Annotated in this window: 24 protein-coding genes; 20 read left to right on the forward strand and 4 right to left on the reverse strand. The window is 69.7% G+C overall.

Going from position 1 to position 23,685, the window contains the following annotated elements; translation table 11 throughout:
- The first annotated feature begins 340 nt into the window (after nucleotides 1-340).
- Entirely contained in the window at nucleotides 341-1,945 is a 1,605-nt protein-coding gene (locus ACFW01_RS21510; RefSeq protein WP_234958398.1) for an ABC transporter substrate-binding protein, read from the forward strand.
- A gap of 73 nt (nucleotides 1,946-2,018) precedes the next feature.
- On the opposite strand, the gene ACFW01_RS21515 is transcribed toward ACFW01_RS21510, so the two are convergent.
- Nucleotides 2,019-2,690, reverse strand: coding sequence for a response regulator transcription factor (locus ACFW01_RS21515; RefSeq protein WP_064727043.1), 672 nt, complete (start codon nucleotides 2,688-2,690; stop codon nucleotides 2,019-2,021).
- A 15-nt stretch (nucleotides 2,691-2,705) separates the two neighbouring features.
- Nucleotides 2,706-3,677, reverse strand: coding sequence for a RecB family exonuclease (locus ACFW01_RS21520; protein ID WP_234958397.1), 972 nt, complete (start codon nucleotides 3,675-3,677; stop codon nucleotides 2,706-2,708).
- A 173-nt stretch (nucleotides 3,678-3,850) separates the two neighbouring features.
- Between ACFW01_RS21520 and ACFW01_RS21525 the strand changes: the two genes are divergently transcribed.
- The 3 genes from ACFW01_RS21525 (at nucleotide 3,851) to ACFW01_RS21535 (ending at nucleotide 7,304) form a co-directional block, all read left to right on the forward strand.
- Nucleotides 3,851-5,326 (forward strand): site-2 protease family protein, encoded by a 1,476-nt coding sequence (locus ACFW01_RS21525; protein WP_234958396.1) that lies wholly within the window; start codon nucleotides 3,851-3,853, stop codon nucleotides 5,324-5,326.
- Nucleotides 5,327-5,451: 125 nt separating this feature from the next.
- On the forward strand, nucleotides 5,452-6,354 hold the full coding sequence (locus ACFW01_RS21530; RefSeq protein ID WP_122617319.1) for a tRNA (adenine-N1)-methyltransferase: 903 nt from the start codon (nucleotides 5,452-5,454) through the stop codon (nucleotides 6,352-6,354).
- A gap of 371 nt (nucleotides 6,355-6,725) precedes the next feature.
- Entirely contained in the window at nucleotides 6,726-7,304 is a 579-nt protein-coding gene (locus ACFW01_RS21535) for a hypothetical protein (RefSeq protein ID WP_384505625.1), read from the forward strand.
- Between the two features lie 47 nt (nucleotides 7,305-7,351).
- On the opposite strand, the gene ACFW01_RS21540 is transcribed toward ACFW01_RS21535, so the two are convergent.
- Nucleotides 7,352-7,657, reverse strand: coding sequence for a ferredoxin (locus tag ACFW01_RS21540; protein ID WP_122617317.1), 306 nt, complete (start codon nucleotides 7,655-7,657; stop codon nucleotides 7,352-7,354).
- Nucleotides 7,658-7,902: 245 nt separating this feature from the next.
- Between ACFW01_RS21540 and arc the strand changes: the two genes are divergently transcribed.
- The 6 genes from arc to prcA all read left to right on the forward strand — a co-directional run bounded on the left by arc (nucleotide 7,903) and on the right by prcA (nucleotide 14,080).
- The gene (gene arc / locus ACFW01_RS21545) at nucleotides 7,903-9,669 is read left to right on the forward strand and encodes a proteasome ATPase (protein ID WP_234958394.1); all 1,767 of its coding nucleotides are present in this window, start codon (nucleotides 7,903-7,905) and stop codon (nucleotides 9,667-9,669) included.
- Between the two features lie 235 nt (nucleotides 9,670-9,904).
- Complete coding sequence (gene dop, locus ACFW01_RS21550; RefSeq protein ID WP_384505630.1) at nucleotides 9,905-11,416, forward strand: depupylase/deamidase Dop; 1,512 nt, start codon at nucleotides 9,905-9,907, stop codon at nucleotides 11,414-11,416.
- Nucleotides 11,417-11,597: 181 nt separating this feature from the next.
- Entirely contained in the window at nucleotides 11,598-11,816 is a 219-nt protein-coding gene (locus ACFW01_RS21555) for a ubiquitin-like protein Pup (protein ID WP_043374843.1), read from the forward strand.
- Nucleotides 11,817-11,856: 40 nt separating this feature from the next.
- Nucleotides 11,857-12,450 carry an endonuclease VII domain-containing protein gene (locus ACFW01_RS21560; RefSeq protein WP_384505634.1) on the forward strand — a complete coding sequence of 198 codons (594 nt, stop codon included), beginning with the start codon at nucleotides 11,857-11,859 and terminating at the stop codon, nucleotides 12,448-12,450.
- Nucleotides 12,402-13,247 (forward strand): proteasome subunit beta, encoded by an 846-nt coding sequence (gene prcB / locus ACFW01_RS21565; RefSeq protein WP_384505638.1) that lies wholly within the window; start codon nucleotides 12,402-12,404, stop codon nucleotides 13,245-13,247. Before ACFW01_RS21560 ends, prcB begins: the two co-directional genes overlap by 49 nt.
- Nucleotides 13,248-13,306: 59 nt before the next feature.
- Nucleotides 13,307-14,080 (forward strand): proteasome subunit alpha, encoded by a 774-nt coding sequence (gene prcA, locus ACFW01_RS21570; protein ID WP_384505641.1) that lies wholly within the window; start codon nucleotides 13,307-13,309, stop codon nucleotides 14,078-14,080.
- Between the two features lie 36 nt (nucleotides 14,081-14,116).
- Here prcA and ACFW01_RS21575 read toward each other — a convergent pair whose 3' ends face one another.
- Nucleotides 14,117-15,127: a LacI family DNA-binding transcriptional regulator gene (locus ACFW01_RS21575; RefSeq protein ID WP_384505644.1), complete on the reverse strand. Its 1,011-nt coding sequence runs from the start codon at nucleotides 15,125-15,127 to the stop codon at nucleotides 14,117-14,119.
- 116 nt (nucleotides 15,128-15,243) lie between these two features.
- Here ACFW01_RS21575 and ACFW01_RS21580 point away from each other — a divergent pair, with 116 nt between their 5' ends.
- The 10 genes from ACFW01_RS21580 to tatC all read left to right on the forward strand — a co-directional run bounded on the left by ACFW01_RS21580 (nucleotide 15,244) and on the right by tatC (nucleotide 23,679).
- Nucleotides 15,244-16,503 carry an MFS transporter gene (locus tag ACFW01_RS21580; RefSeq protein ID WP_234958389.1) on the forward strand — a complete coding sequence of 420 codons (1,260 nt, stop codon included), beginning with the start codon at nucleotides 15,244-15,246 and terminating at the stop codon, nucleotides 16,501-16,503.
- A gap of 9 nt (nucleotides 16,504-16,512) precedes the next feature.
- Nucleotides 16,513-17,874: a Pup--protein ligase gene (gene pafA / locus ACFW01_RS21585; RefSeq protein WP_064727032.1), complete on the forward strand. Its 1,362-nt coding sequence runs from the start codon at nucleotides 16,513-16,515 to the stop codon at nucleotides 17,872-17,874.
- Nucleotides 17,875-18,018: 144 nt separating this feature from the next.
- The gene (locus tag ACFW01_RS21590) at nucleotides 18,019-19,026 is read left to right on the forward strand and encodes an FKBP-type peptidyl-prolyl cis-trans isomerase (protein ID WP_384505648.1); all 1,008 of its coding nucleotides are present in this window, start codon (nucleotides 18,019-18,021) and stop codon (nucleotides 19,024-19,026) included.
- Nucleotides 19,027-19,086: 60 nt separating this feature from the next.
- A complete protein-coding gene (locus ACFW01_RS21595; RefSeq protein ID WP_059299658.1) occupies nucleotides 19,087-19,458 on the forward strand; it encodes an FKBP-type peptidyl-prolyl cis-trans isomerase in 372 nt (123 codons plus the stop codon).
- Between the two features lie 137 nt (nucleotides 19,459-19,595).
- Nucleotides 19,596-20,549 (forward strand): WYL domain-containing protein, encoded by a 954-nt coding sequence (locus ACFW01_RS21600; protein WP_234958387.1) that lies wholly within the window; start codon nucleotides 19,596-19,598, stop codon nucleotides 20,547-20,549.
- A gap of 18 nt (nucleotides 20,550-20,567) precedes the next feature.
- The gene (locus ACFW01_RS21605; protein WP_234958386.1) at nucleotides 20,568-21,620 is read left to right on the forward strand and encodes a WYL domain-containing protein; all 1,053 of its coding nucleotides are present in this window, start codon (nucleotides 20,568-20,570) and stop codon (nucleotides 21,618-21,620) included.
- Between the two features lie 29 nt (nucleotides 21,621-21,649).
- Entirely contained in the window at nucleotides 21,650-21,910 is a 261-nt protein-coding gene (locus ACFW01_RS21610) for a hypothetical protein (protein ID WP_161328323.1), read from the forward strand.
- Nucleotides 21,911-21,920: 10 nt separating this feature from the next.
- A complete protein-coding gene (locus ACFW01_RS21615) occupies nucleotides 21,921-22,115 on the forward strand; it encodes a hypothetical protein (RefSeq protein WP_122617307.1) in 195 nt (64 codons plus the stop codon).
- Between the two features lie 278 nt (nucleotides 22,116-22,393).
- Nucleotides 22,394-22,681, forward strand: coding sequence for a Sec-independent protein translocase subunit TatA (tatA, locus tag ACFW01_RS21620; protein WP_064727025.1), 288 nt, complete (start codon nucleotides 22,394-22,396; stop codon nucleotides 22,679-22,681).
- 47 nt (nucleotides 22,682-22,728) lie between these two features.
- Nucleotides 22,729-23,679, forward strand: coding sequence for a twin-arginine translocase subunit TatC (gene tatC, locus ACFW01_RS21625; RefSeq protein ID WP_234958385.1), 951 nt, complete (start codon nucleotides 22,729-22,731; stop codon nucleotides 23,677-23,679).
- Nucleotides 23,680-23,685: the final 6 nt, after the last annotated feature.

Here is a 23,685-nt window from a genome sequence, read left to right on the forward strand (position 1 = left end):
CGAATTGCAGCACCGGCCACCGACCTCGAAGTGTGACGTTCCCCACGTTGTCAGGGGTCGACAGGCGTGCGTAGGTGTGCTGCTTTCGACCAGGCGAACGTTGTCGAGGAGTCCTTGTGTCCTGATTGGTGAAAGCCTGCACTAATCCTTCCACTGTCGGGTTTTCGGTGTGTCCACACCCGGTTTCGCTCCGTGATGAGCCCCCAACTCCGGTGGCTGCGAGCCCCCGTGCGGGCGCGGACTAATCTCGTCGCGAGAACGTCCGCCACTACCCCCGTGATCCGCCGCGACACCCCTGCATTCCGGATACACGGACCGACAGCTCTGGAGAAACTCGAGCATGAACCGCAAGACTTTGGTGCTGCCGGTCGTCGTCGGCCTGCTCGCGCCGGTACTCGCCGCCTGCGGCGGGTCCGACGGCGGCAGCGGCGGCGGCGACGCGATAGTCGTCGGCACCACGGACCGGTTCACCATCACGAAGGACGTCACGGCGCCCCTCGACCCGGCCTGGGCCTACGACGTCGGAGCCTGGAACATCATGCGCCACACCTCGCAGACGCTGATGACCCAGCCGCGCGGTGACGGCGAACCCGTCCCCGAGGCCGCCGAGAAGTGCGGCTTCACCGACACCGGCAACGAGCGCTACGCCTGCACCCTCCGCGACGGCCTGCAGTTCTCCAACGGCGACGCCATCACCGCCGAGGACGTCAAGTACTCCATCGACCGCGCGATGTCCCTGAAGGCCGACAGCGGCGTCTCCGCGCTGCTGTCGACCGTCGACACCGTGGAGACCCAGGGCGACCGCGAGGTCATCTTCCACCTCAACTCCGCCGACGCGACCTTCCCGTACAAGCTGTCGACGCCCGTGGCCGGCATCGTGAGCAAGGAGTCCTACCCGAAGGACAAGCTGCGCGAGGGCTTCGAACTCAGCGGGTCCGGCCCGTACGAGATGAAGGGCGAGTCCAAGGACGGCGTCCTCGACAAGGTCGTGTTCACCAAGAACCCCAACTACAAGGGGAGTCTGAAGGTGAACAACGACAAGGTGGAGCTGGTGTCCTTCGACGACGCCGACGCCATGGGAAGCGCCCTGGAGAAGGGCGACATCGACGTCATGACGCGTGCGATGACGCCGGAGCAGATCCGCAAGCTCTCCAACAGCTCCGACAGCGACGTCAAGCTCATCGAGGTCGCCGGCCTCGAGATCCGGTACCTGGGCTTCAACGTCGACGCGCCCAGCGTGAAGGACAAGGCCATCCGGCAGGCCATGGCCCGGCTCATCAACCGCGACGAACTCGTCGCCAAGGTCTACGGTTCGCAGGCCGAGCCGCTGTACTCGATGGTCCCGGCCAGCATCACCGGCCACTCCAACTCGTTCTTCAACAAGTACGGAGACCCGGACCCGGGCGCCGCGAAGCAGGCGCTGAAGTCGGCCGGCATCGACACGCCCGTCAAGCTGACCCTGCACTACACCACCGACCACTACGGCGCCGCGACCAAGCCGGAGTTCGAGGAACTGCAGCGCCAGCTCAACGAGAGCGGCCTCTTCGACGTCGACATCGAGGGCAAGCCCTGGGACGTCTTCCGCCCCGCCGAGCGCGACCTCAAGTACGACGTCTTCGGCATGGGCTGGTTCCCCGACTTCCCGGACGCGGACAGCTTCATCGCGCCGTTCCTCGACAAGGACAACACGCTCAACTCGCCCTACCTGAACCCGAAGATCATCAACGATCTGATCCCCGAGTCCCGGCGTGAGGCCGACCGCCTCTCCGCGGTGGACACCCTCACCGAGATCCAGGACATCACCGCCGAGGACGTCCCGGTCATCCCGCTGTGGCAGGGCAAGCAGTACGTGGCAGCCGGCGACGACGTCACCGGCACCGCCTACCTGCTCAACTCCTCCTCGTCGCTCCAGCTGTGGGAGCTGGGCCGGGGCGTGAGCGACTGACACCCCCGCCGGACCACGCGAAGGGCGCCCTCCTCCGACCGGAGAAGGGCGCCCTTCGCGCTGCTCTGCCGCTCTACTGCGCGCCGGGGCGGACCAGGCCGCTCTCGTACGCGTACACCGCCGCCTGCACCCGGTCCCGCAGGCCCAGCTTGGTCAGCACATGACCCACATGCGTCTTCACGGTGGTCTCGCTGACGAACAGGTCGGCGGCGATCTCCGCGTTGGACAGACCCCGGGCCACCAGCTTCAGCACCTCGACCTCGCGGTCCGTCAGCGTGTGCAGCGTGTCCGGCACCGGCTCGTCGCCCGAGGGCAGATGCGTGGCGTACTTGTCGAGCAGCCGCCGGGTGATGCTCGGCGCCAGCATCGCCTCGCCGCCCGCCACCACCCGGATCGCCTGCACCAGCTCGTTGGCCGGAGCGTCCTTCAGCAGGAACCCGCTGGCACCCGCCTTCAACGCCTCCACCACGTACTCGTCGAGGTCGAAGGTGGTCAGCACCAGCACCTTCGCCGGACCGTCCCGCTCGGGCCCGGTGATCTGCCGGGTCGCCTCCACACCGTCCATCCGCGGCATGCGGATGTCCATCAGCACCACATCGGGCTGCAGCGCCCGCACCTGGTCGAGTGCCTGGAGGCCGTCGCCGGCCTCGCCGACGACCGCGATGTCCTGCTCCGCCTCCAGAATCATCCGGAAGCCCGTGCGCAGCAGCGGCTGGTCGTCGACCAGTAGGACGCGGATGGCCACGTAAGTCTCCTTCGGCTAGCCCGGCCCCATTCTGCCCTGCTCGGTGCCACCGGACTCGGCCGCCCTCACCGGCAGCGGATACGGCGGGGGAGTACCGCCGAATTCCGGGCAGTGCGCCTGGTGGTCGCACCAGCCGCACAGCTTGGTGGGACGCGGACGCCACTCACCCGTCTCGGTCGCCAGCCGGATCGCCTCCCACAACGCCAGCAGCTTGCGCTCCACCCGCTCCAGGTCGCCGAGGACCGGATCGTAGGTGAGCACGTCGCCGCTGCCGAGATAGACGAGCTGCAGGCGCCGCGGGACGACCTTCTTCAGCCGCCACACCACCAGCGCGTAGAACTTCATCTGGAACAGCGCGCCCTCGGCATACTGCGGCCTGGGGGCCTTGCCCGTCTTGTAGTCGACGATCCGCACCTCGCCCGTGGGAGCCACGTCGACCCGGTCGATGATGCCGCGCAGCCGCAGCCCCGAGTCCAGCTCCGCCTCCACGAACAGCTCCCGCTCGGCGGGCTCCAGCCGGCTCGGGTCCTCCAAGGTGAACCACCGCTCGACGAGCCGCTCCGCCTCCCCGAGCCACCGCGCCAGCCGCTCGCCCTCCGGATCGTCCGCGAACAGCTCGCCGACCTCCGGCCTGCTCTCCCGCAGCCGGTCCCACTGACCGGGAACCAGCGCCTTGGCCCGCGGCGCGGTGCGCTCGGCCGCCGGGGCGTCGAAGAGCCGCTCCAGCACCGCGTGCACCAGCGTGCCCCTCGTCGCCGCCTCGCTCGGCTTCTCCGGCAGCCGGTCGATGACCCGGAACCGGTACAACAACGGGCACTGCATGAAATCGCCGGCCCGGGAGGGCGAGAGCGAGGCGGGCCGTATCGCCACGGGGGCGGGGGCGACGGCCTCCGCGCCCACCGCCGCGTCCGCGCCGTCCGCCACCGTCGTCGCCGGTCGGGCGGGTCCGCCCGCGTCCTTTGCGACATCCTCGATGCTCGTCTCCATGCCCACAGACCTTACGGCCCGCCACCGACAGTGACCCAGCCCATGGCCCGTGACCCCCGTGACGGAAGGGAAGCACAGGGGTGCCGGGGCGGAACGGACGGGGACGGACGCATACCATCGACAGGAGACCCTCCCGTCCGGCAGGCGGGAGACGCTTCGAACGAGGGGACACCGTGGACGTGAGCGGCGGGAGCGGGCACCCGCGGTCCGGCAACGACGAGTCGGCCCGGCCCCAGCCGGGTCCCACGGCCCCGGCCGCCGACGGCGCACATCCGGACCCCGCGGCCCCCACGACACCCGGGACACCGGGCCCGGCACCCCAGGGCCCCGACGACAACCAGGACCCGGGCCAGAACAACGACGACCAGAACCCGGGCCAGAACCCGGACCACACCCCGCCCCCGCACTCCCCGCCCCGTCCCCCCGCCCACCACGCCGGCGGCGAACCCCACGGCGGCGGCAAGAGCGGCCCCGGACGGCCGCCGCAGCGCCGGCCCGAGCCCGGCGGAGGGCTCCTGATGGGCAGGCCCTTCGGCGTGCCCGTATACGTCGCACCCAGCTGGTTCCTCGTCGCCGCCCTCATCACCTGGGTCTTCGGCGGCCAGCTCGACCGCGTGCTGCCCGAGCTGGGCGCCGCCCGCTACCTGGTCTCCCTCTTCTTCGCCGTCGCCTTCTACGCCTCCGTCCTCGTCCACGAACTGGCGCACACCGTCGCCGCACTCCGCTTCAAGCTCCCCGTGCGCCGCATCCAGCTCCAGTTCTTCGGCGGCGTCTCCGAGATCGAGAAGGAGGCCGAGACCCCCGGCCGCGAATTCGTGCTGGCCTTCGTCGGCCCACTCCTCTCCCTGGTCCTCGCCGGCGTCTTCTACCTCGCCCTGCTGCCCGTGGAACCCGGCACCGTCCCCGGCGTCCTGCTGGCCGGCCTGATGATCTCCAACCTGATCGTGGCCGCCTTCAACCTCCTGCCCGGCCTCCCCCTCGACGGCGGCCGCATGCTCCGCGCCATCGTCTGGAAGATCACCGGCAAGCCCATGCACGGCACCGTCGCCGCCGCCTGGGTCGGCCGCGCCCTCGCCGTCTCCGTCCTGATCGGGCTGCCCCTGCTCACCCAGTCCGGCGCCCTCGGCTCCGACGCCGTGGACAACGTCGGCATGGACACCGTCATGGACGCCCTGCTCGCCGCGATCCTCGCCGCCATCATCTGGACCGGCGCCGGAAACAGCCTGCGCATGGCCCGCCTGCGCGAACACCTCCCCGAACTGCGCGCCCGCGCCCTCACCCGGCGCGCCGTCCCCGTACCCGCCGACACCCCCCTCTCCGAGGCCCTGCGCCGCGCCAACGCCTCCGGAGCCCGCGCCCTGGTCGTCGTCGACACCGAAGGCGGCCCCGTCTCCCTGGTCCGCGAGGCCGCCATCGTCGGCGTACCCGAACACCGCCGCCCCTGGGTCGCGGTCAGCACCCTCGCCCAGGACCTCACCGACGGCATGCGCGTCTCCGCCGAACTCTCGGGCGAAGAACTCCTGGACGCCCTGCGCGCCAACCCCGCCAGCGAGTACCTCGTGATCGAGGAGACCGGCGAGATCTACGGCGTCCTCTCCGCCGCCGACGTCGAGCGCGCCTTCGTCAAGGCCATGGCAAGGCCCAGCTGAACGCGGTCCGAAGGGGCGCCGGAAACCGCGCGGCCAACCCCGCACCGCCCGCGCCGTCCGCCCGCACGCAGCCACCGGCCCCGGCGCTGGTCAAGCCCCCGGCAGGAAACCGGTAGGCTGGTCACATGTCCGAACCGACCGGTGCCGCCCGCAGGCGCGGGCCCTTCAAGGTCGGGGACCAGGTTCAGCTGACCGACCCCAAGGGCCGCCACTACACGTTCACGCTCGAGGCCGGGAAGAACTTCCACACCCACAAGGGTTCCTTCCCCCACGACGAACTGATCGGTGCTCCCGAGGGCAGCGTTGTCCGCACCACCGGGAACGTCGCCTACCTCGCGCTGCGCCCCCTGCTCCCCGACTACGTCCTGTCCATGCCCCGCGGGGCAGCCGTCGTCTACCCGAAGGACGCGGGACAGATCCTCGCCTTCGCCGACATCTTCCCCGGCGCACGCGTCGTCGAGGCCGGCGTGGGCTCCGGCTCGCTGAGCAGCTTCCTCCTGCGCGCCATCGGCGACCAGGGCATGCTGCACTCCTACGAGCGCCGCGAGGACTTCGCCGACATCGCCCGCCAGAACGTGGAGCGCTACTTCGGGGAACCGCACCCCGCCTGGCAGCTCACCGTCGGCGACCTCCAGGACAACCTGTCCGACACCGACGTCGACCGCGTCATCCTCGACATGCTCGCCCCCTGGGAGTGCCTGGAGGCCGTCTCCAAGGCCCTCGTGCCCGGCGGCATCCTGTGCTGCTACGTCGCGACCACCACCCAGCTCGCCCGGACCGTCGAGTCCATCCGCGAGATCGGCTCCTTCAACGAGCCGACCTCCTGGGAGACGATGATCCGCAACTGGCACGTCGAGGGCCTCGCCGTCCGCCCGGACCACCGGATGATCGGCCACACCGGCTTCCTGCTCACCGCCCGCCGCCTCGCCGACGGCGTCGAGCCCCCCATGCGCCGCCGCCGCCCCGCCAAGGGCGCCTACGGCGAGGACTACGCCGGCCCCAACGCCGACGGAGGCGCCGGCCGCTAGAGCAGCCCGTGCCTTGATCAACGCAAGTACGCCGTGGGGGGGGGGGGGGCGGGCCCCCCCCCCCCCCCCCCCCCCGCGCGCGGGGGGGGAGCACCCCCCCCCGCGCTCGACCCCCGCCCCCCCCCCGCCCCCGGGCGCCCCCGCCCCCCACCCCCCCCCGTCTTTCTACCCACCAACGCCCCGGGGGGGGTGCCCCCCCCCCCCCCCCCCAACCCCCCCCACGGCGTCTTCGCGTTGACAGACACCCCGGGGAAGCGAGCCGCGAACACGGCAATCCGACCAGGTACCCACCCCGCCGTTCCCCCGCACTGTGACGTGTGGCACGATGCTGGCCACCCCCACCGGCACAGCCCTCACAGGAGACACTCCTCGTGCAGCACCCCGCCGTTCCGGACCTGTCCCACACGCACACCCGGCCGATCCACTGGGTCGCCACCGCCACGGCCGTCGCCGCGGTGGTCGCCCTGTCCTCGGTCCTCCAGCCCGACGCGGCCACCGCGGCACAGCCCGCCGCCGGACCGAAAACCGCGCCGGCCCACGGCACGCCCCCCGATCCGGCGGCCGTCGCCTTCCCCCTGGAGTGCGGCCCGGTCAAGGCGGTGGTGCAGAAGACGGCGACCGGCGACCTCGACGGCGACGGACGGCCCGAGACCGTGGCGGCCGTGCACTGCGACGCACCCATGGGGACCCCGCCCGACGGGGTGTACGTCGTCACACGCGGCGCCGACGCAGGCAAGCCGCGGGTCGTGGCCACCCTCGTGGACCCGAAGGACCGCCACACCGTCACCGAGCTGACGGTGGACGGCCACGGAGCCGTACGGGCCACCCTGCTCGGCTACTCGTCGTCCGACGTGCCCAGTTGCTGCCCCGACGTCACCGACGACGTGAAGTGGCGCTGGGAGAACGGCGCGTTCGTCAGCGACGCGCCGTCTCAGGCGCGCACCGTGTGACCCAACAGACATCGGTCACACACCGTAGACGACGAGTCACATTTTGGTCACTCTGAGTCCGGACCGTAGACCTCGGCCCTGTCCGAAACCCGACGTACGTGGATGCACTCGCCCGGACACTCCTTCGCGGAGTCGACCACGTCCGTGAGAAGCGGCAACGGCACGGGTGTTGCCGCCCCAGGAGCCTGCAGCAGCTCGTCGTCCGCACCCTTCACGTAGGCCAGACCGTCGATGTCCAGCTCGAACACCTCGGGCGCGTACTGGGCACAGATCCCGTCGCCGGTACACAGGTCCTGGTCGATCCAGACCTCCAGAGCCTCGCCGTCGACTCCGGCCTCCTGCTGCACGCTCATCTCTCCTGCCGTCTCCTGCGCCGAGCCGCTCGGGAATCCGGCCAGCTCTGACGGGTGTTGAACGCTTCGAGCGTACCCCCGCCTGGGTTCCATTCACGTCCGGTGGGTATTCCCCTGGCGTGAGGGAGAGCGCAAGGGTGAAGATCGGACACACCCCGACAGTCTTTGTGATCTAGGGGTTTCAATCGACACCCACCCAGGTAGGGTCTGGAAGCGTCCAGCTCCCCATGGAGGAGGTGAGGACCGTGGCAGCCCACGACGACGACATGAACCGCGGCATCCGCCCGGGACGCGGGTCCGAGGACCCGGCCGGGCAGGTGGCCTATCTTGAGCAGGAGATCGCCGTCCTGCGACGCAAGCTCGCCGAATCTCCGCGGCACACGAGAATTCTCGAAGAGCGGATCGTCGAACTGCAGACCAACCTGGCCGGCGTCTCCGCACAGAACGAGCGGCTCGCCGGCACACTCCGCGAGGCCCGCGACCAGATCGTGGCCCTCAAGGAGGAGGTCGACCGGCTGGCCCAGCCACCGGCCGGCTTCGGAGTCTTCCTGCAGGCCAACGAGGACGGCACCGCCGACATCTTCACCGGCGGCCGCAAACTCCGGGTGAACGTCAGCCCGAGCGTCGAGCTCGACGAGCTCCGACGCGGCCAGGAACTGATGCTCAACGAAGCACTCAACGTGGTCGAGGCCATGGAGTACGAGAGTGTCGGCGACATCGTCACCCTCAAGGAGATCCTCGAGGACGGCGAGCGAGCCCTCGTGCTCGGGCACACCGACGAGGAGAGGGTGGTGCGGCTCGCCGAACCCCTGCGCGGACTCACCATCCGCCCCGGCGACGCCCTCCTGCTCGAACCACGCTCCGGCTACGTCTACGAGGTCGTGCCCAAGAGCGAGGTCGAGGAACTCGTCCTCGAAGAAGTCCCCGACATCGGCTACGAGCAGATCGGCGGCCTCGGCGGACAGATCGAGGCCATCCGCGACGCGGTCGAGCTCCCCTATCTCTATCCCGACCTGTTCCGGGAGCACGAGCTGCGACCGCCCAAGGGAGTCCTGCTCTACGGACCCCCCGGATGCGGCAAGACGCTCATCGCCAAGGCCGTCGCCAACTCGCTGGCCAAAAAGGTCGCCGAGGTCACCGGCCAAGCCGCCGGCAAGAGCTTCTTCCTCAACATCAAGGGCCCCGAGCTGCTCAACAAGTACGTCGGCGAGACCGAGCGGCAGATCCGCCTGGTCTTCCAGCGAGCCCGCGAGAAGGCCAGCGAGGGCACCCCCGTCATCGTCTTCTTCGACGAGATGGAATCCCTCTTCCGCACCCGCGGCTCCGGCGTCAGCTCGGACGTGGAGAACACCATCGTCCCCCAGCTGCTCGCCGAGATCGACGGTGTGGAGGGCCTGCAGAACGTGGTCGTGATCGGCGCCTCCAACCGTGAGGACATGATCGACCCCGCCATCCTGCGGCCCGGCCGGCTCGACGTGAAGATCAAGATCGAGCGTCCGGACGCCGAGGCGGCCAAGGACATCTTCGGCAAGTACCTCACCGAGCGCCTCCCGCTCCACTCCGACGACCTCTCCGAACACGGAAAGGACAGGGGTGCCACCGTCCAGAGCATGATCCAGACGGCGGTGGAACAGATGTACGCCGAATCCGAGGAGAACCGCTTCCTGGAGGTCACCTACGCCAACGGCGACAAGGAAGTCCTTTACTTCAAGGACTTCAATTCCGGCGCCATGATCGAGAACATCGTGGGCCGCGCCAAGAAAATGGCGATCAAGGACTTCCTCGAGAAGACCCAGAAGGGCCTCCGCGTCTCCCACCTCCTCCAGGCCTGCGTGGACGAGTTCAAGGAGAACGAGGACCTGCCGAACACCACCAACCCGGACGACTGGGCCAGGATCTCCGGAAAGAAGGGCGAACGGATCGTGTACATCCGTACGCTCGTCACCGGAAAGCAGGGCGCGGACACCGGGCGCTCCATCGACACGGTGGCAAACACCGGTCAGTACCTGTAAAAGGCGGGGCGGCTGCGGGTCCCCACAATGGGTACCCGCAGCCGACTGTTTTCCGGAGCCCCGACTGGAGCAAGGCAATGCCGCAAATGATCTCCCCACCAGTGCAAAGGCGTTCTAGGCTCTTCCATACCGCCGAGTCGCGCAGTGCGGGGACGGGCACCGCACACGCATCGGAGCGCCAGCGGTACTTGAGCGGTGCCCACGACCGAGGGCACCGCCGGGCAAGGAGGGCCGCATGACAGTACGGCGAGTAATGGGCATCGAGACGGAGTACGGGATCTCCGTCCCCGGCCACCCGAACGCCAATGCCATGCTCACCTCGTCCCAGATCGTCAACGCCTACGCGGCGGCGATGCACCGGGCCCGCCGGGCCCGCTGGGACTTCGAGGAGGAGAACCCGCTGCGGGACGCGCGAGGCTTCGACCTCGCCCGCGAGTCGGCCGACTCCAGCCAGCTCACCGATGAGGACATCGGCCTGGCCAACGTCATCCTCACCAACGGAGCACGGCTCTACGTCGACCACGCCCACCCCGAATACAGCGCTCCGGAGGTCACCAACCCGCGGGACGCCGTGCTGTGGGACAAGGCCGGCGAACGGATCATGGCCGAGGCCGCCGACCGGGCCGCCCAGCTGCCCGGCGCCCAGCCGATCCACCTCTACAAGAACAACACCGACAACAAGGGCGCCTCCTACGGCACGCACGAGAACTACCTGATGAAGCGGGAGACCGCCTTCTCCGACATCGTGCGCCACCTGACGCCCTTCTTCGTCTCCCGCCAGGTCTTCACCGGAGCAGGCCGCGTCGGCATCGGCCAGGACGGGCACGAGCACGGCTTCCAGCTCAGCCAGCGCTCGGACTACTTCGAGGTCGAGGTGGGCCTGGAGACCACCCTCAAGCGGCCCATCATCAACACCCGCGACGAACCCCACGCGGACGCCGAGAAGTACCGGCGGCTCCACGTGATCATCGGCGACGCCAACCTGTCCGAGATCTCGACCTACCTGAAACTCGGCACCACGGCTCTGGTGCTGTCGATGATCGAGGACGGCTTCATCGCCGTCGACCTGGCCGTCGACCAGCCCGTCCGCACCCTGCACCAGGTCTCCCACGACCCCACGCTCAAACGCCTGGTCACGCTGCGCAGCGGCCGCACACTGACCGCGGTCCAGCTCCAGATGGAGTACTACGAACTGGCCCGCAAGTACGTCGAGGAGCGGTACGGCGCGGACGCCGACGACCAGACCAAGGACGTCCTCGGCCGCTGGGAGGACACCCTCAACCGCCTGGAGAACGACCCCATGAGCCTCGCCGGCGAGCTGGACTGGGTCGCCAAGCGGGAGCTGATGGAGGGCTACCGGCGCCGCGACAACCTGGACTGGGACGCCGCCCGGCTGCACCTCGTGGACCTCCAGTACGCCGACGTACGCCCCGACAAGGGCCTGTACAACCGTCTGGTGGAGCGCGGCCGGATCAAGCGGCTGCTGGACGAGAACGAGGTCGAGCGGGCCCGTACGAAGCCGCCGGAGGACACCCGCGCCTACTTCCGCGGCCGCTGTCTGGAGCAGTACGCGGACGACGTCGCGGCGGCCTCCTGGGACTCGGTGATCTTCGATCTGCCGGGCCGGGACTCGCTCCAGCGGGTGCCAACCCTGGAACCGCTTCGCGGAACGCGTAATCACGTCAAGGAGCTGCTGGACCGCTGCCGCACCGCGGAAGACCTGGTCAAGGTGCTGGCCGGCGGGTAACGGCACCCAGCGGGTACACCAGAAGGAGACCGCCGGACGAGGTGGAAAGTCACCGGGTCCGGGAACCATCGAGATGGCCCCCGCACGTTGTAGCAACTGCGGGGCCGATGTCGGACCCGGCTTGTAGGGTCTGATCTTGAACCGAGCAACTGTGTCGGGCGAACCGAGCGGGGTGAGGGTTATGGCGACCAAGGACACCGGCGGCGGGCAGCAGAAGGCCACGCGGTCCACCGAGGAGGTCGAGGAGCAGGCGCAGGACGCGCAGGCCTCCGAGGACCTCAAGGAACGCCAGGAAAAGCTGAACGACGACGTGGACTCCGTCCTGGACGAGATCGACGACGTACTCGAGGAAAATGCCGAGGATTTCGTGAGGTCCTTCGTGCAGAAGGGTGGAGAGTGATTTCACCTTTGATTCAAAGGTGAAATCGGGGGGCTGTGGCGTGATCGGAAAGTCGGCGTTGAGGCGCTGCTCGAGGTGTAAGCAACACTTGCCGAGGGCGGCGTTCGCCAGCAACAAGTCCGTGTCCGACGGTCTCCAGGCGTACTGCCGGGAGTGCTCTGCTGAGTACTACCGACGGCGCCAGGAGGCCAAGGGCAAGAAGGTGCGCGAGAAAGTTTTTGTCCCACCAGGGCACAAGCGATGTCCGCAGTGCAGTGAGGTGAAGCCTCACTCCGAGTGGGAGCGGAACAAGTCCACCTCCGACGGTTGGGCGAGTTACTGCCGTGCATGCCGTGCGAAGCGCCTCCGGGCGAGTTACTTCAAGCGCAAGTACGGCCTCACTGAAGCCGAGCGCGATCAGTTGATCGCCGGCCAGGGCGGCGTCTGCTGCATATGTTTGGCGGCTCCGGCCGCACATGTGGATCACTGCCACAAGACGGGTAGGGTCCGAGGCGTACTGTGCTTCAGCTGCAACGCAGCCTTGGGGCAGTTCAAGGATCGGCCCGATGCCATAAGGCGGGCTGCCGCTTACGTGGAGGGAATCGCGTGGAAGCCAACACTCGTAGCACCGGGCGTCTACCAGCTGCCTTCCTGACGCCCGGGTCCTCCTCCTTCATGGACTTCCTCGGTGCGCACCAGCCGGAGATGCTCCCGGGCAACCGGCAGCTGCCGCCGGTGCAGGGCGTGATCGAGGCGCCGCACGGCACCACGATCGTGGCCGTCACGTTCCCGGGAGGCGTCGTCCTCGCCGGTGACCGGCGGGCCACCATGGGCAACATGATCGCCCAGCGGGACATCGAGAAGGTCTTCCCGGCCGACGAGTACTCGGCGGTGGGCATCGCCGGCACGGCGGGTCTGGCCGTGGAGATGGTGAAGCTGTTCCAGCTGGAGCTGGAGCACTTCGAGAAGGTCGAGGGGGCGCAGCTGTCCCTGGAGGGCAAGGCGAACCGTCTGTCCACGATGATCCGGTCCAACCTGGGCATGGCGATGCAGGGGCTGGCCGTGGTGCCGCTGTTCGCCGGGTACGACGTGGACCGGGGTACGGGCCGGATCTTCTCGTACGACGTCACGGGCGGGCGCTCCGAGGAGCAGAACTTCGCGACCACCGGGTCGGGGTCGATCTTCGCGCGTGGTGCGATGAAGAAGCTGTTCCGTGAGGATCTGACCGAGGAGCAGGCCACGACGCTCGTGGTCCAGGCGCTGTACGACGCGGCTGACGACGACTCGGCGACCGGTGGTCCCGACGTCGCCCGCCGGATCTACCCGATCATCACTGTGATCACCGAGGACGGCTTCCGCCGGCTCAGCGATGAGGAGGGCTCGGAGCTGGCCCGTGCGGTGCTGGAGCGGCGGCTCGAGCACCCGGACGGTCCGCGGGCCGCGCTGCTGTAGCGGGTGCGTTCGTGTTGTCAGGTGGTCCAGTGACGTCTCCAGAAAGGGATGGATAACCGGTGTCGACGCCGTTCTATGTCTCACCCCAGCAGGCCATGGCCGACCGGGCGGAGTACGCCCGTAAGGGCATCGCCCGTGGCCGCAGCCTGGTCGTGCTGCAGTTCGCCGACGGCATCGTGTTCGTCGGTGAGAACCCGTCCCGTGCGTTGCACAAGTTCAGCGAGATCTACGACCGGATCGGCTTCGCGGCCGCCGGTAAGTACAACGAGTACGAGAACCTGCGGATCGGCGGCGTGCGCTATGCCGATCTGCGCGGGTACACGTACGACCGGGACGACGTGACCGCCCGTGGTCTGGCGAACGTGTACGCGCAGACGCTGGGCACGATCTTCTCCAGTCAGGCCGAGAAGCCGTACGAGGTGGAGCTGGTCGTCGCGGAGGTCGGTGACAGTCCGGAGAGTGATCAGATCTATCGGCTGCCGCACGACGGTTCGATCGTGGACGAGCACGGCTCGGTCGCGGTCGGGGGCAACGCGGAGCAGATCAGCGGGTACCTGGACCAGCGGCACCGGGACGGCATGACGCTGGCCGAGGCGCTGAAGCTGGCGGTGCAGGCGCTGTCCCGTGACACCAACGGCAGTGAGCGGGAGATTCCGGCGGAGCGGCTGGAGGTCGCGGTGCTGGACCGTACGCGGCCGCAGCAGCGGAAGTTCAAGCGGATCGTGGGCGGGCAGTTGTCGCGGCTGCTGGATTCCGGTGCGAGCGCGGGTGCCGATGACGCCGGTACGCCCGACGCGGACGACGCTGACGTCGACGCCGAGTCGGACGAGTAGGAGGAGGCGGGGCGGCTGCGCGCCGCCCCGCCCCGCTCACCGCGGTGGTGCCGTGGAGCCCCGTACGACCAGGCTGACGGGCAGGTCCCCTTCCTCGGGGGCCTGCCCTTCCAGTACGGCCAGCAGTGCCCGCATGCCCCGTTCGCCGAAGGCTTCCGCGTCGAGGCGGACCGTGGTCAGTTCGGGGTCGATGGCGGTGGCGAGGCCGAGGTCGTCCAGGCCGGTGACGGAGAGGTCGTCGGGGACGCGCAGCCCGGCGCGTCGGGCTGCTTTGTAGGCGCCGGCGGCCAGTTTGTCGTCGTCGCAGACGAGGGCCGTGGGCCGGGGTCCGGGTGCTCTGAGCGCGGTCTCCGTGGCGGTGCGGGCGCCTTCGATGGAGATGGGCGCGCGGGCCGTGCGCAGGTCGGTGCCGGGCGTGGCGGACAGCCGGGTCGCCAGTTCCCGGGCGCGTACCTCGAAGGTCCAGGAGGGTACGTCGGCCGCGAGGTGGAGGAAGCGGCGGTGGCCCAGGGTGAGCAGGTGGTCGGCGACCTGGCGGATGCCGTCGGCGATGTCGAGGTTGACCGTGGCGGCGCCGAGGCTGCCCTCGGGATCGCTGTCGAGCATGACGAGGGGCAGTTGGTCGCCCCGGATGGCCGAGAGGGCGTCGGCGGCCATGGAGGACGCGATGACGCCGTCCAGCGCGGCCTGGGCGGAGGCGAAGGGGTCCCTGGCGGGGCCCACGCCTTCGGGGGAGGGGTAGAGCACGACGCCGAAGCCGTGTTCGGCGGCCACGCGTGCGGCGCCGGTGTACACCTCCGCGAAGAACTCCGTGGTCAGCGCGGGGACGACCAGCAGGACGGTGCGGGTGCGGCCGAGGCGGAGGTTGCGCGCGGCGAGGTTGGGGCGGTAGCCCAGCTCGTGGGCGGCGTCGCGGACCCGCTGTGCGGTCGGCTCGGAGACGCGGCCGCGCCATTTGTCGCCGAGTACCAGGGAGACCGCGGCCTGGGACACTCCGGCTGCCTGGGCGACGTCCCGGCTCGTGGGGCGGGTGCTGCCTTGTGCCACCGTTCGCCTGCGCTTTCGTCTGGACTCGTGAACTGGCGACATGGTACGTATGGCGGGAGTAGTTATACGTAACACGTCAGCACGTCAGTGAGTGCAGCAGGAGAAGGGGGCGCCGCGTGGTTGCCGGGTATCTGGACATCCTCCGGGCGCGGCACGCCGTGCGGCTGCTGGTCGGCACGCTGGTGGGGCGGCTGCCCAACGCCACGGCGGCGATCGCGATCGTGCTGTTCGTGCGGGCGGAGGGCGGCTCGTACAGCCTCGCGGGGGCGCTGGCCGCCGTGTACGGCGTAGCGAACGCGGTGGGGCAGCCGGTGCTGGGGCGGCTGGTGGACCTGCGCGGGCAGCCTCTGGTGCAGTTGCCGGCGGCCGTGCTGTCGGCGCTGGCGATGGGTGTGTTCGCCTTCGCCGGTACCGGGTCGGCCGTGCTGGCGTATGCGGCCGTGGGTGCGGCCGGGTTGTTCACGCCGCCGTTGGAGGGCGGGTTGCGGGCGCTGTGGCCCAGTGTGCTCGGCAAGGAGGAGCAGGTGCACACGGCGTACGCGATGGACGCCGTGGCGCAGGAGGTCATGTTCACGGTCGGGCCGTTGCTGGTGACGGTGTGCGTGTCGTTGTGGTCGCCGCTGGTCGCGTTGCTGGTGCTCAACGGGCTGGGGGTGCTGGGTGCGCTGTCGGTGGTGGTGTCGCCGCCCTCGCGTGCGTGGCGGTCGGCGCCGCGGGAGGCGCACTGGCTGGGCGCGCTGCGTTCGGGCGGGCTGCTGGCGCTGCTGGGGGCGTTCCTGTTCATCGGGATGGCGCTGGGTTCCATCACCGTGGCGTCGGTGCCGTACGCGGACGGGCACGGCGGTGACGCGGTGTACGGGTGGCTGATGGCGGCCCTGGGGCTCGGTGCGCTGGTCGGAGGGGCGGTGTACGGGGCGAGGCGGTGGGTCGGTGAGCCGGCCAGGCGACTGCGCCTTCTGGTGGCGCTGCTGGCGGTCTGTTACCTGCCGCTGATGTGGATGCCGGGTGTGGTCGCGATGGTGCTGCTCACGGTTCTCGCGGGTGTCTTCCTGGCGCCGTGCATCGCTTGTGCGTTCGTTCTCGTCGATGTGCACGCCCCGCGCGGGACGGTGACGGAGGCGTTCTCGTGGCTGGTGACGACCTTCACCGTGGGGGCGTCGGTGGGCACCGGGCTCACGGGGCCCGTGGTGGAGCACGGCGGGGCCCTGTGGGGCTTCGCCGTGCCCGGGGCGGCGGGGGCGGTGTCGTTGCTCGTGCTGGTGGCCACGGGGCGGGTCCTCGCAGCTCCCGCGCGGGGAGCGGTGGTTGCGGCTTCATCGGAAAATGATCCAAACCGTGCCGTCGAACCCCGTTTCAGTTCGGGTCATCAGGCGTAATGTTCAGTCATGGACCGCCGCATTTTCGGGCTGGAGAACGAGTACGGCGTCACGTGCACGTTCAGGGGACAGCGCCGCCTGTCGCCTGACGAGGTGGCGCGGTACCTCTTCCGCCGTGTCGTGTCATGGGGCCGCAGCAGCAATGTCTTTCTGCGCAACGGGGCCCGCCTCTATCTCGACGTGGGATCACATCCGGAATACGCGACACCCGAATGTGACAACGTGATCGAACTCGTCACCCACGACAAGGCGGGCGAGCGCATTCTCGAGGGACTCCTGGTGGACGCCGAACGACGCCTGCACGAGGAGGGAATCGCGGGCGACGTCTACCTCTTCAAGAACAACACCGACTCCGCCGGCAACTCCTACGGCTGCCACGAGAACTATCTGGTGGCGCGGCACGGGGAGTTCTCGCGGCTCGCGGACATCCTCATCCCGTTCCTGGTGACCCGGCAGCTGCTGTGCGGTGCCGGCAAGGTGCTGCAGACGCCGCGCGGTGCGGTGTACTGCGTCAGTCAGCGGGCGGAGCACATCTGGGAGGGCGTCTCCTCGGCGACCACCCGCTCCCGTCCCATCATCAACACCCGCGACGAGCCGCACGCCGACGCCGAGCGCTACCGGCGCCTGCACGTCATCGTGGGCGACTCGAACATGTCGGAGACGACGATGCTGCTCAAGGTCGGCGCCACCGACCTGGTGCTGCGCATGATCGAGGCGGGCACGGTGATGCGCGATCTGACCCTGGAGAACCCGATCCGGGCGATCCGCGAGGTCAGCCACGACATCACCGGGCGGCGCAAGGTGCGTCTGGCCAGTGGCCGGGAGGCGTCCGCGCTGGAGGTGCAGCGGGAGTACTACGAGAAGGCCGTGGACTTCTGCGAGCGCCGCGGTATCCGTACGGGCACCGTGGAGCGGGTGCTGGAGCTGTGGGGGCGCACGCTGGACGCGATCGAGGCCGAGGACCTCGACCGTATCGACACCGAGATCGACTGGGTCATGAAGTACAAGCTCATCGAGCGGTACCGGGCCAAGCACAACATGACCATGTCGCATCCGCGGGTCGCGCAGATAGACCTCGCCTACCACGACATCCACCGGCGTCGTGGCCTGTACTACCTGCTGGAGAAGAAGGGTCAGGCGGCCCGGGTCGCCAACGACTTGAAGATCTTCGAGGGCAAGTCGGTACCGCCGCAGACCACTCGGGCGCGGCTGCGCGGCGATTTCATCCGGCGGGCGCAGGAGCAGCGGCGGGACTTCACCGTCGACTGGGTCCACCTCAAGCTCAACGACCAGGCGCAGCGCACCGTGTTGTGCAAGGACCCGTTCCGTTCGGTGGACGACCGGGTGGAGAAGCTGATCGCGGGCATGTGACCAGGGCCGGGTGAGCAAGGCGTCACCGCGCGAAAGGGCGGAACGCCACACGGGCACCGTACGTTATCCGTACGGTGCCCTTCTCACGCCGTAGAGTTGCGGGCACGCCATCACGCAGACCCCCATCGATACGAGGCCCCCACCGTGCGCCGACGTTCCCTCCTCATCGCCGTCCCCGTGGGACTGGCCACGCTCGCCGCATGCGGTGACGACGACTCCGGCTCTTCGAGCGACGCGACCGACAGCCCGTCGCCCGAGGCGTCGGCCACGACGTCGGCACCGCCGCCGCCGAAGATCGTCGACGGTCCGCTGCCGGCCATCACGGCGGGGACGAAGTTCGACGAGAAGCCGACGGTCGCCAAGGGCAGCGGGGAGCCGTCCAAGGACCTCGCGGTGAAGACGGTCATCGCGGGCGGCGGCAAGGCCGTCGCGGAGGGCGACTTCGTGTCGGCGAACTACCTCGGTCAGGTCTGGCAGAGCGCGAAGGTCTTCGACAACTCCTACGACCGGGGGACCCCTCTCGTCATCCAGCTCGCCCAGGGCAGCATCATCGACGGCTGGCGGTACGCGCTCACGGGCAAGAAGACGGGCAGCCGCGTCGAGTTCTCCGTGCCGCCCAAGTGGGGGTACGGCGAGCAGGGCAACGAGCAGGCGGGTATCAAGGGCACCGACACGCTGGTGTTCGTGGTCGATCTGCAGGACACGTTCAACGCCAGGAGTTCGGCCAAGGGCGAGGAGGTGCCGCAGGACGACGCGGCGCTGCCCAAGGTCGGCACCAACACCGACGGCAAGGCTCCCTCCATCGAGGTGCCCGACGCCGGCGCGCCGAAGAAGCTCGTGGCGGAGTACGTCCTGGAGGGCGACGGCGCCGAGGTCGGCGCGCAGGACAGCGTCCTCGTGCAGTACAAGGGCGTGGTGTGGGACGGCGGCAAGGAGTTCGACTCGACGTACAGCAGGAAGCAGCTGACGTCGTTCTCGCTGCAGCAGGTCGTCAAGGGCTGGTCGCAGGGTCTGACCGGCAAGAAGGTCGGCAGCCGCGTCCTCATCGTGATCCCGCCGGACCTGGGGTACGGCGACAGCCCGCCGGAGGGCAGCGGCATCGAGAAGGACTCCACGCTTGTCTTCTCGGTCGACATCCTGGCGAAGATGTGACGCTCCGGAGATGTAAGACTTGGGCCGTTGCCTTTCCGCAGACAAGCAGGAGCTGAACACGTGAGCATCGACAAGCCCGAGGTCGACTTCCCGGGCGGCGAGCCGCCGGCGGACCTCGAGATCAAGGACATCTGGGAGGGCGACGGCCCGGTTGCTGAGGCCGGTCAGACCGTGACCGTCCACTACGTGGGCGTGACCTTCAGCACGGGCGAGGAGTTCGACGCCAGCTGGAACCGCGGTGCGCCGTTCCGCTTCCCGCTCGGTGGCGGCCGGGTCATCAAGGGCTGGGACCAGGGCGTGCAGGGCATGAAGGTCGGCGGGCGCCGCCAGCTGACGATCCCGGCGCACCTGGCGTACGGCAACCAGAGCCCGACCCCGGCGATCCCGCCCGGCTCGACGCTGATCTTCGTGGTCGATCTGCTCGGAGTCTGATCGACGTCCGAACGGACGGTGATCAGAGCCGGTCATCAAGGGTCCATGCCTGTCCGGGCATGGGCCCTCGGCTTTTGCCGCGCCACCCCGGGGCGGTACGGTCATCCGTCGTAAGCACCATAGGGAGAAGGGCGTCGATGGCCATTGCCAAGGCCGAGCGGCTGATGAACCTGGCGCTGTGTCTGCTCGGGACACGGCGGCCGCTCAGCAAGCGTGAGCTGCGTGAGTCCGTCGAGGCCTACCTCGAAGCGGGCTCCGACGACTCCTTCAACCGCATGTTCGAGCGCGACAAGGACGACCTGCGCGAACTCGGACTGGTCATCGAGACCGTGGAGAGCCTCGACGGCGAGATCGGCTACCTGGCCCGCCGGGACAGCAACCGGCTGCCGCCCATCACCCTGGACGCCGAGGAGGCCGCCGCGCTGGGGCTCGCCGCGAAGGTGTGGCAGCAGGCCCGGCTCGCCGGTGCCGCGAGCGGCGCCCTGCAGAAGTTGCGCGCGGCGGGACTGCCGGAGGACGTCGACCCCTACGAGCCGCACAGCGCGCTGGAGCCGCGCATCCCGGTGCACGAGGCGGCCTTCGAGCCGCTGATGCTCGCCTGCCGCGACCGCCGGCCCGTCGGCTTCGACTACCGCAAGGCCAACGCCGCCCAGCCCGAGCCCCGGCACGTGGAGCCCTGGGCGCTGGAGTGCTGGCGCGGGCACTGGTACCTGGCGGGCTTCGACCGGGACCGCGGGGCCGAGCGGGTGTTCCGGCTGTCGCGGATCACCGGCCGGGTCCGCTCGCGCGGCGGGCGCTTTACCGCGCAGGTGCCCGATGTCGTCACCGTCCGCGAGACGGTCGCGAGCTGGGCGGGGGAGACCGCCGACCGTTCGGCGCGGATCCGGCTGCGCACGGGCGCGGGCTACCCCCTTCGGGCGAAGGCCACCGCCGTACGGGAACTCGGTGACGGCTGGGACGAGTTGGAGATTCCGTACGGGCACGGCCTGGACGCCTGGCTGGTCGAGTTCGGGCCGGACGTGGTGGTGCTGGAGCCCGCGGAGTTGCGTGCGGACGTGGTGGACCGGCTGCGTGCCGTCGCCAAGGGCTGAGGGGGAGCGGACAACACAGTGGCAGGCAAACCGGTCAGGGCAGTCAACGCCATCGACCAGACCCGGCGGATGCTGTCCCTGGTGACGTATCTGAGGGAGCGTCCCGGGGCGCGGATCGAGGACGTCGCGCGGGCCTTCGGCATCACCGAGGACGAGCTGGTCTCCGACCTCGACGTGCTGCCCATGTGCGGCACCAGTTTCCGCGGCGGCGACCTGCTCGACATCGACACCGACGGCGAGCGCATCTGGTGGCACAATCCGGCCGCGCTCGGCGCGGACGCCGCGGAGCCGCTGCGGCTCGCCGCCGACGAGGCCACCGCGCTGCTGGTCGCCGCGCGTGCCGTGGCGACCCTTCCGGGCCTGCGGGAGAGCGACCGGCAGGCGCTGCTGCGGGCGACCGCCAAGGTGGAGACCTCGGCCGGCGAGGCCGCGGGCGCCAGTTCGCGGCTGTCCGTCACCTTCGAATCGGAGGGCGGCGTCTTCGCCGACGTCGACCGGGCGATCTCGGAGCGCCGCCGGCTGTGGATCCGCTACTACTCACCGGCCCGCGACGAGGTCACCGAGCGCGAGATCGACCCCATCCGGCTGGTCAGCGTCGGGCACACCTACGTGGAGGCGTGGTGCCGCCGCTCCGAGGCGCGGCGCACCTTCCGCCTCGACCGGGTCGCCGAGATCCGCATCCTGGACGAGCCGTCGGCGCCGCCCGAGGTGGAGCTGCGGGACCTGTCGGAGGGGCTGGTGCAGCCGGCCGCGGAGGACCCGGAGGTCGTCGTCGAGGTCGGCCCGGGCGGGCGCTGGGTCGCCGAGTACTACCCGCACGACAGCGCGGAGGAGCGTCCCGACGGCGGCCTGCGCATCACGCTGCGCACCCCCGAGCCGGCCTCGCTGCGGCGGCTGGCGCTGCGGCTGGGCCGCGACGGCCGGATCGTCTCCCCGCCCGAGCTGGCCGACAGCGCCCGGCACGCCGCCCGGGAGGCGCTGGCCGCCTACGACGGGATCGAGGCGGCCGGTCCGCAGGCCGGTGTCGAGACGGTCGAGGGCCCGCACGACAGGCAGGAGCGAGGACTGTGAGCGAGCCCCTGGGACCAGGTGGGCCGGGCATGTCGGCGGCGTCCGCGTTCGCGGGCATGAGACGGGTGTCGCCGATCGTGTTCAAGGCGGGCTGCCCGGACTGCCGGGGCCGCTTCGAACTCGCCGCGAGCGCCCTGCGGCTGGCCATCGGCGCCTCCAGCCGCACCACCTTCTACTCGTTCACCTGCCCCGAGTGCGGCTCCGCGGTCCGCAAGCCGGCCGGGGAGCGGGTCGTGGAACTGCTCACGGGTGGCGGGGTCAGGACACTGCGGCTGCACTCCACCGTCTAGTCTCGACGTCATGTTCTGGCCGATGTTCGCCGTTGCCCTGGGTTTCCTTGGTCTCGCCGTCCTCACGGTGTTCGCCGTGAAGGTGTTCGTGGAGACGCAGCGACTGGCCAGGCAGGTGACGGACTCGGCCCGCAGGATCGGCCGGGCCGCGGACGATCTGGAGCGGGCCACGGAGAGCGCCGCCCGTTCCGTGGACGCCCTGTGAACGCGAGCACCGCGCCACGCGGCCCCGTGACCGGCCCGGCGGACACGCGCGAGTCGCGTTGTGGACCGCTTCGCCCTGTCACCCCACAGGCCACTGAAGGTACGCTGCTGGTCGCGGCGCGGAAAACGAGGCCCGGCCGCGGACGGGAGTACGCACGGGGATTGCCTCACGTTTACCCCTGAGCGTTACGATCGCTGCACAAGACGATCGATCGGACGTATGTCCGGCCGGTCGGACAGCACCCCAACCCAGCCGCCTCGGTGAGAAGGTAAAGACTTATGTTCGGAAGGCTCGGAGCCCCCGAGATCATTCTCATCCTCGTCGTCATCATCCTGCTGTTCGGCGCGAAGAAGCTTCCGGACATGGCGCGCTCCCTCGGCAAGTCCGCGCGCATCCTCAAGAGCGAGGCCAAGGCGATGAAGAGCGAGGGCAAGACCGACGCGTCCGCCCCCGCCGACCCGCCGAACCCCGAGCAGTCCGCGGCGCAGCGCACCATCCAGGCCGCCCCCGGCGACGTGACCAGCTCCCGGCCGGTCAACGAGCCGACGGACACGACCAAGCGCTGACGCAGGGCCGGTGACCTCCGGCCCGCCGCACGAGATGGGAACGTGGGTTGCTGAAGCCTGCCCGCACCAAGGAGAGGGACCCCGAGGGGCGGATGCCCCTGGCGGAGCACCTTCGTGAGCTCCGCAACCGGCTCGCGAAGGCACTGTTGGCCATCGTCGTCGTCACCGTCGCCGCGGCCTTCTTCTACCAGGAGATCATCAACGTCCTCACCGAGCCGATCCTCGATTCGATCGGCTGTGAGAAGTCCTTCGCGGAGCTGGCCGAGTCGACGGCCGGCTCGGAGCCGTGCGCGCAGATCACCATCAACGGTCTGCTCGGCCCGTTCACCCTGGCGCTGAAGGTGTCGCTGACGGCGGGCATCGTGCTGGCCTCGCCGGTCTGGCTCTACCAGTTGTGGGCGTTCGTCGCCCCGGGGCTGCACCGCAGCGAGAAGAAGTACGCCTACGCGTTCGTCGCCACCGGCGCCCCGCTGTTCCTCATCGGCGCCTACTTCGCCTACGCGGTGCTGCCCACCTCCGCGGAGGTGCTGATCGAGTTCACGCCGAGCGAGGTCGACAACCTGCTGCCGCTGGACGACCTGCTCGACCTCGTCACCCGCATGGTGATCGTCTTCGGACTCTCCTTCGAGCTGCCCCTGCTGCTCGTGATGCTCAATTTCACCGGAGTGCTGTCCGGCAGGCGGATGCTCGGCTGGTGGCGCGGGATGATCATGGGCATCACGCTGTTCGCGGCCATCGCCACGCCGAGCACGGACCCGCTGACCATGGTCATGCTGGCCGGGCCGATCTGGGTCCTGTACTTCGGCGCCGTCGGCGTCTCCCTGGTGAACGACCGCCGCAGGCTCCGCCGCGACGCCCTGGAGCCCGACGACGACGAGGCGTCGGACCTCGACCTGACCCCCGAGAGCATCGACGAGGTCGAGGCGGTGACCACCGCCCGCGCCCTGCCCGAGCAGGCCACGAGGGACCGGGTCAACGGCTACGACGACGTGACCTAGCGCCGC

The organism is Streptomyces sp. NPDC058985, assembly GCF_042740985.1.
Classification (GTDB): Bacteria; Actinomycetota; Actinomycetes; order Streptomycetales; family Streptomycetaceae; genus Streptomyces.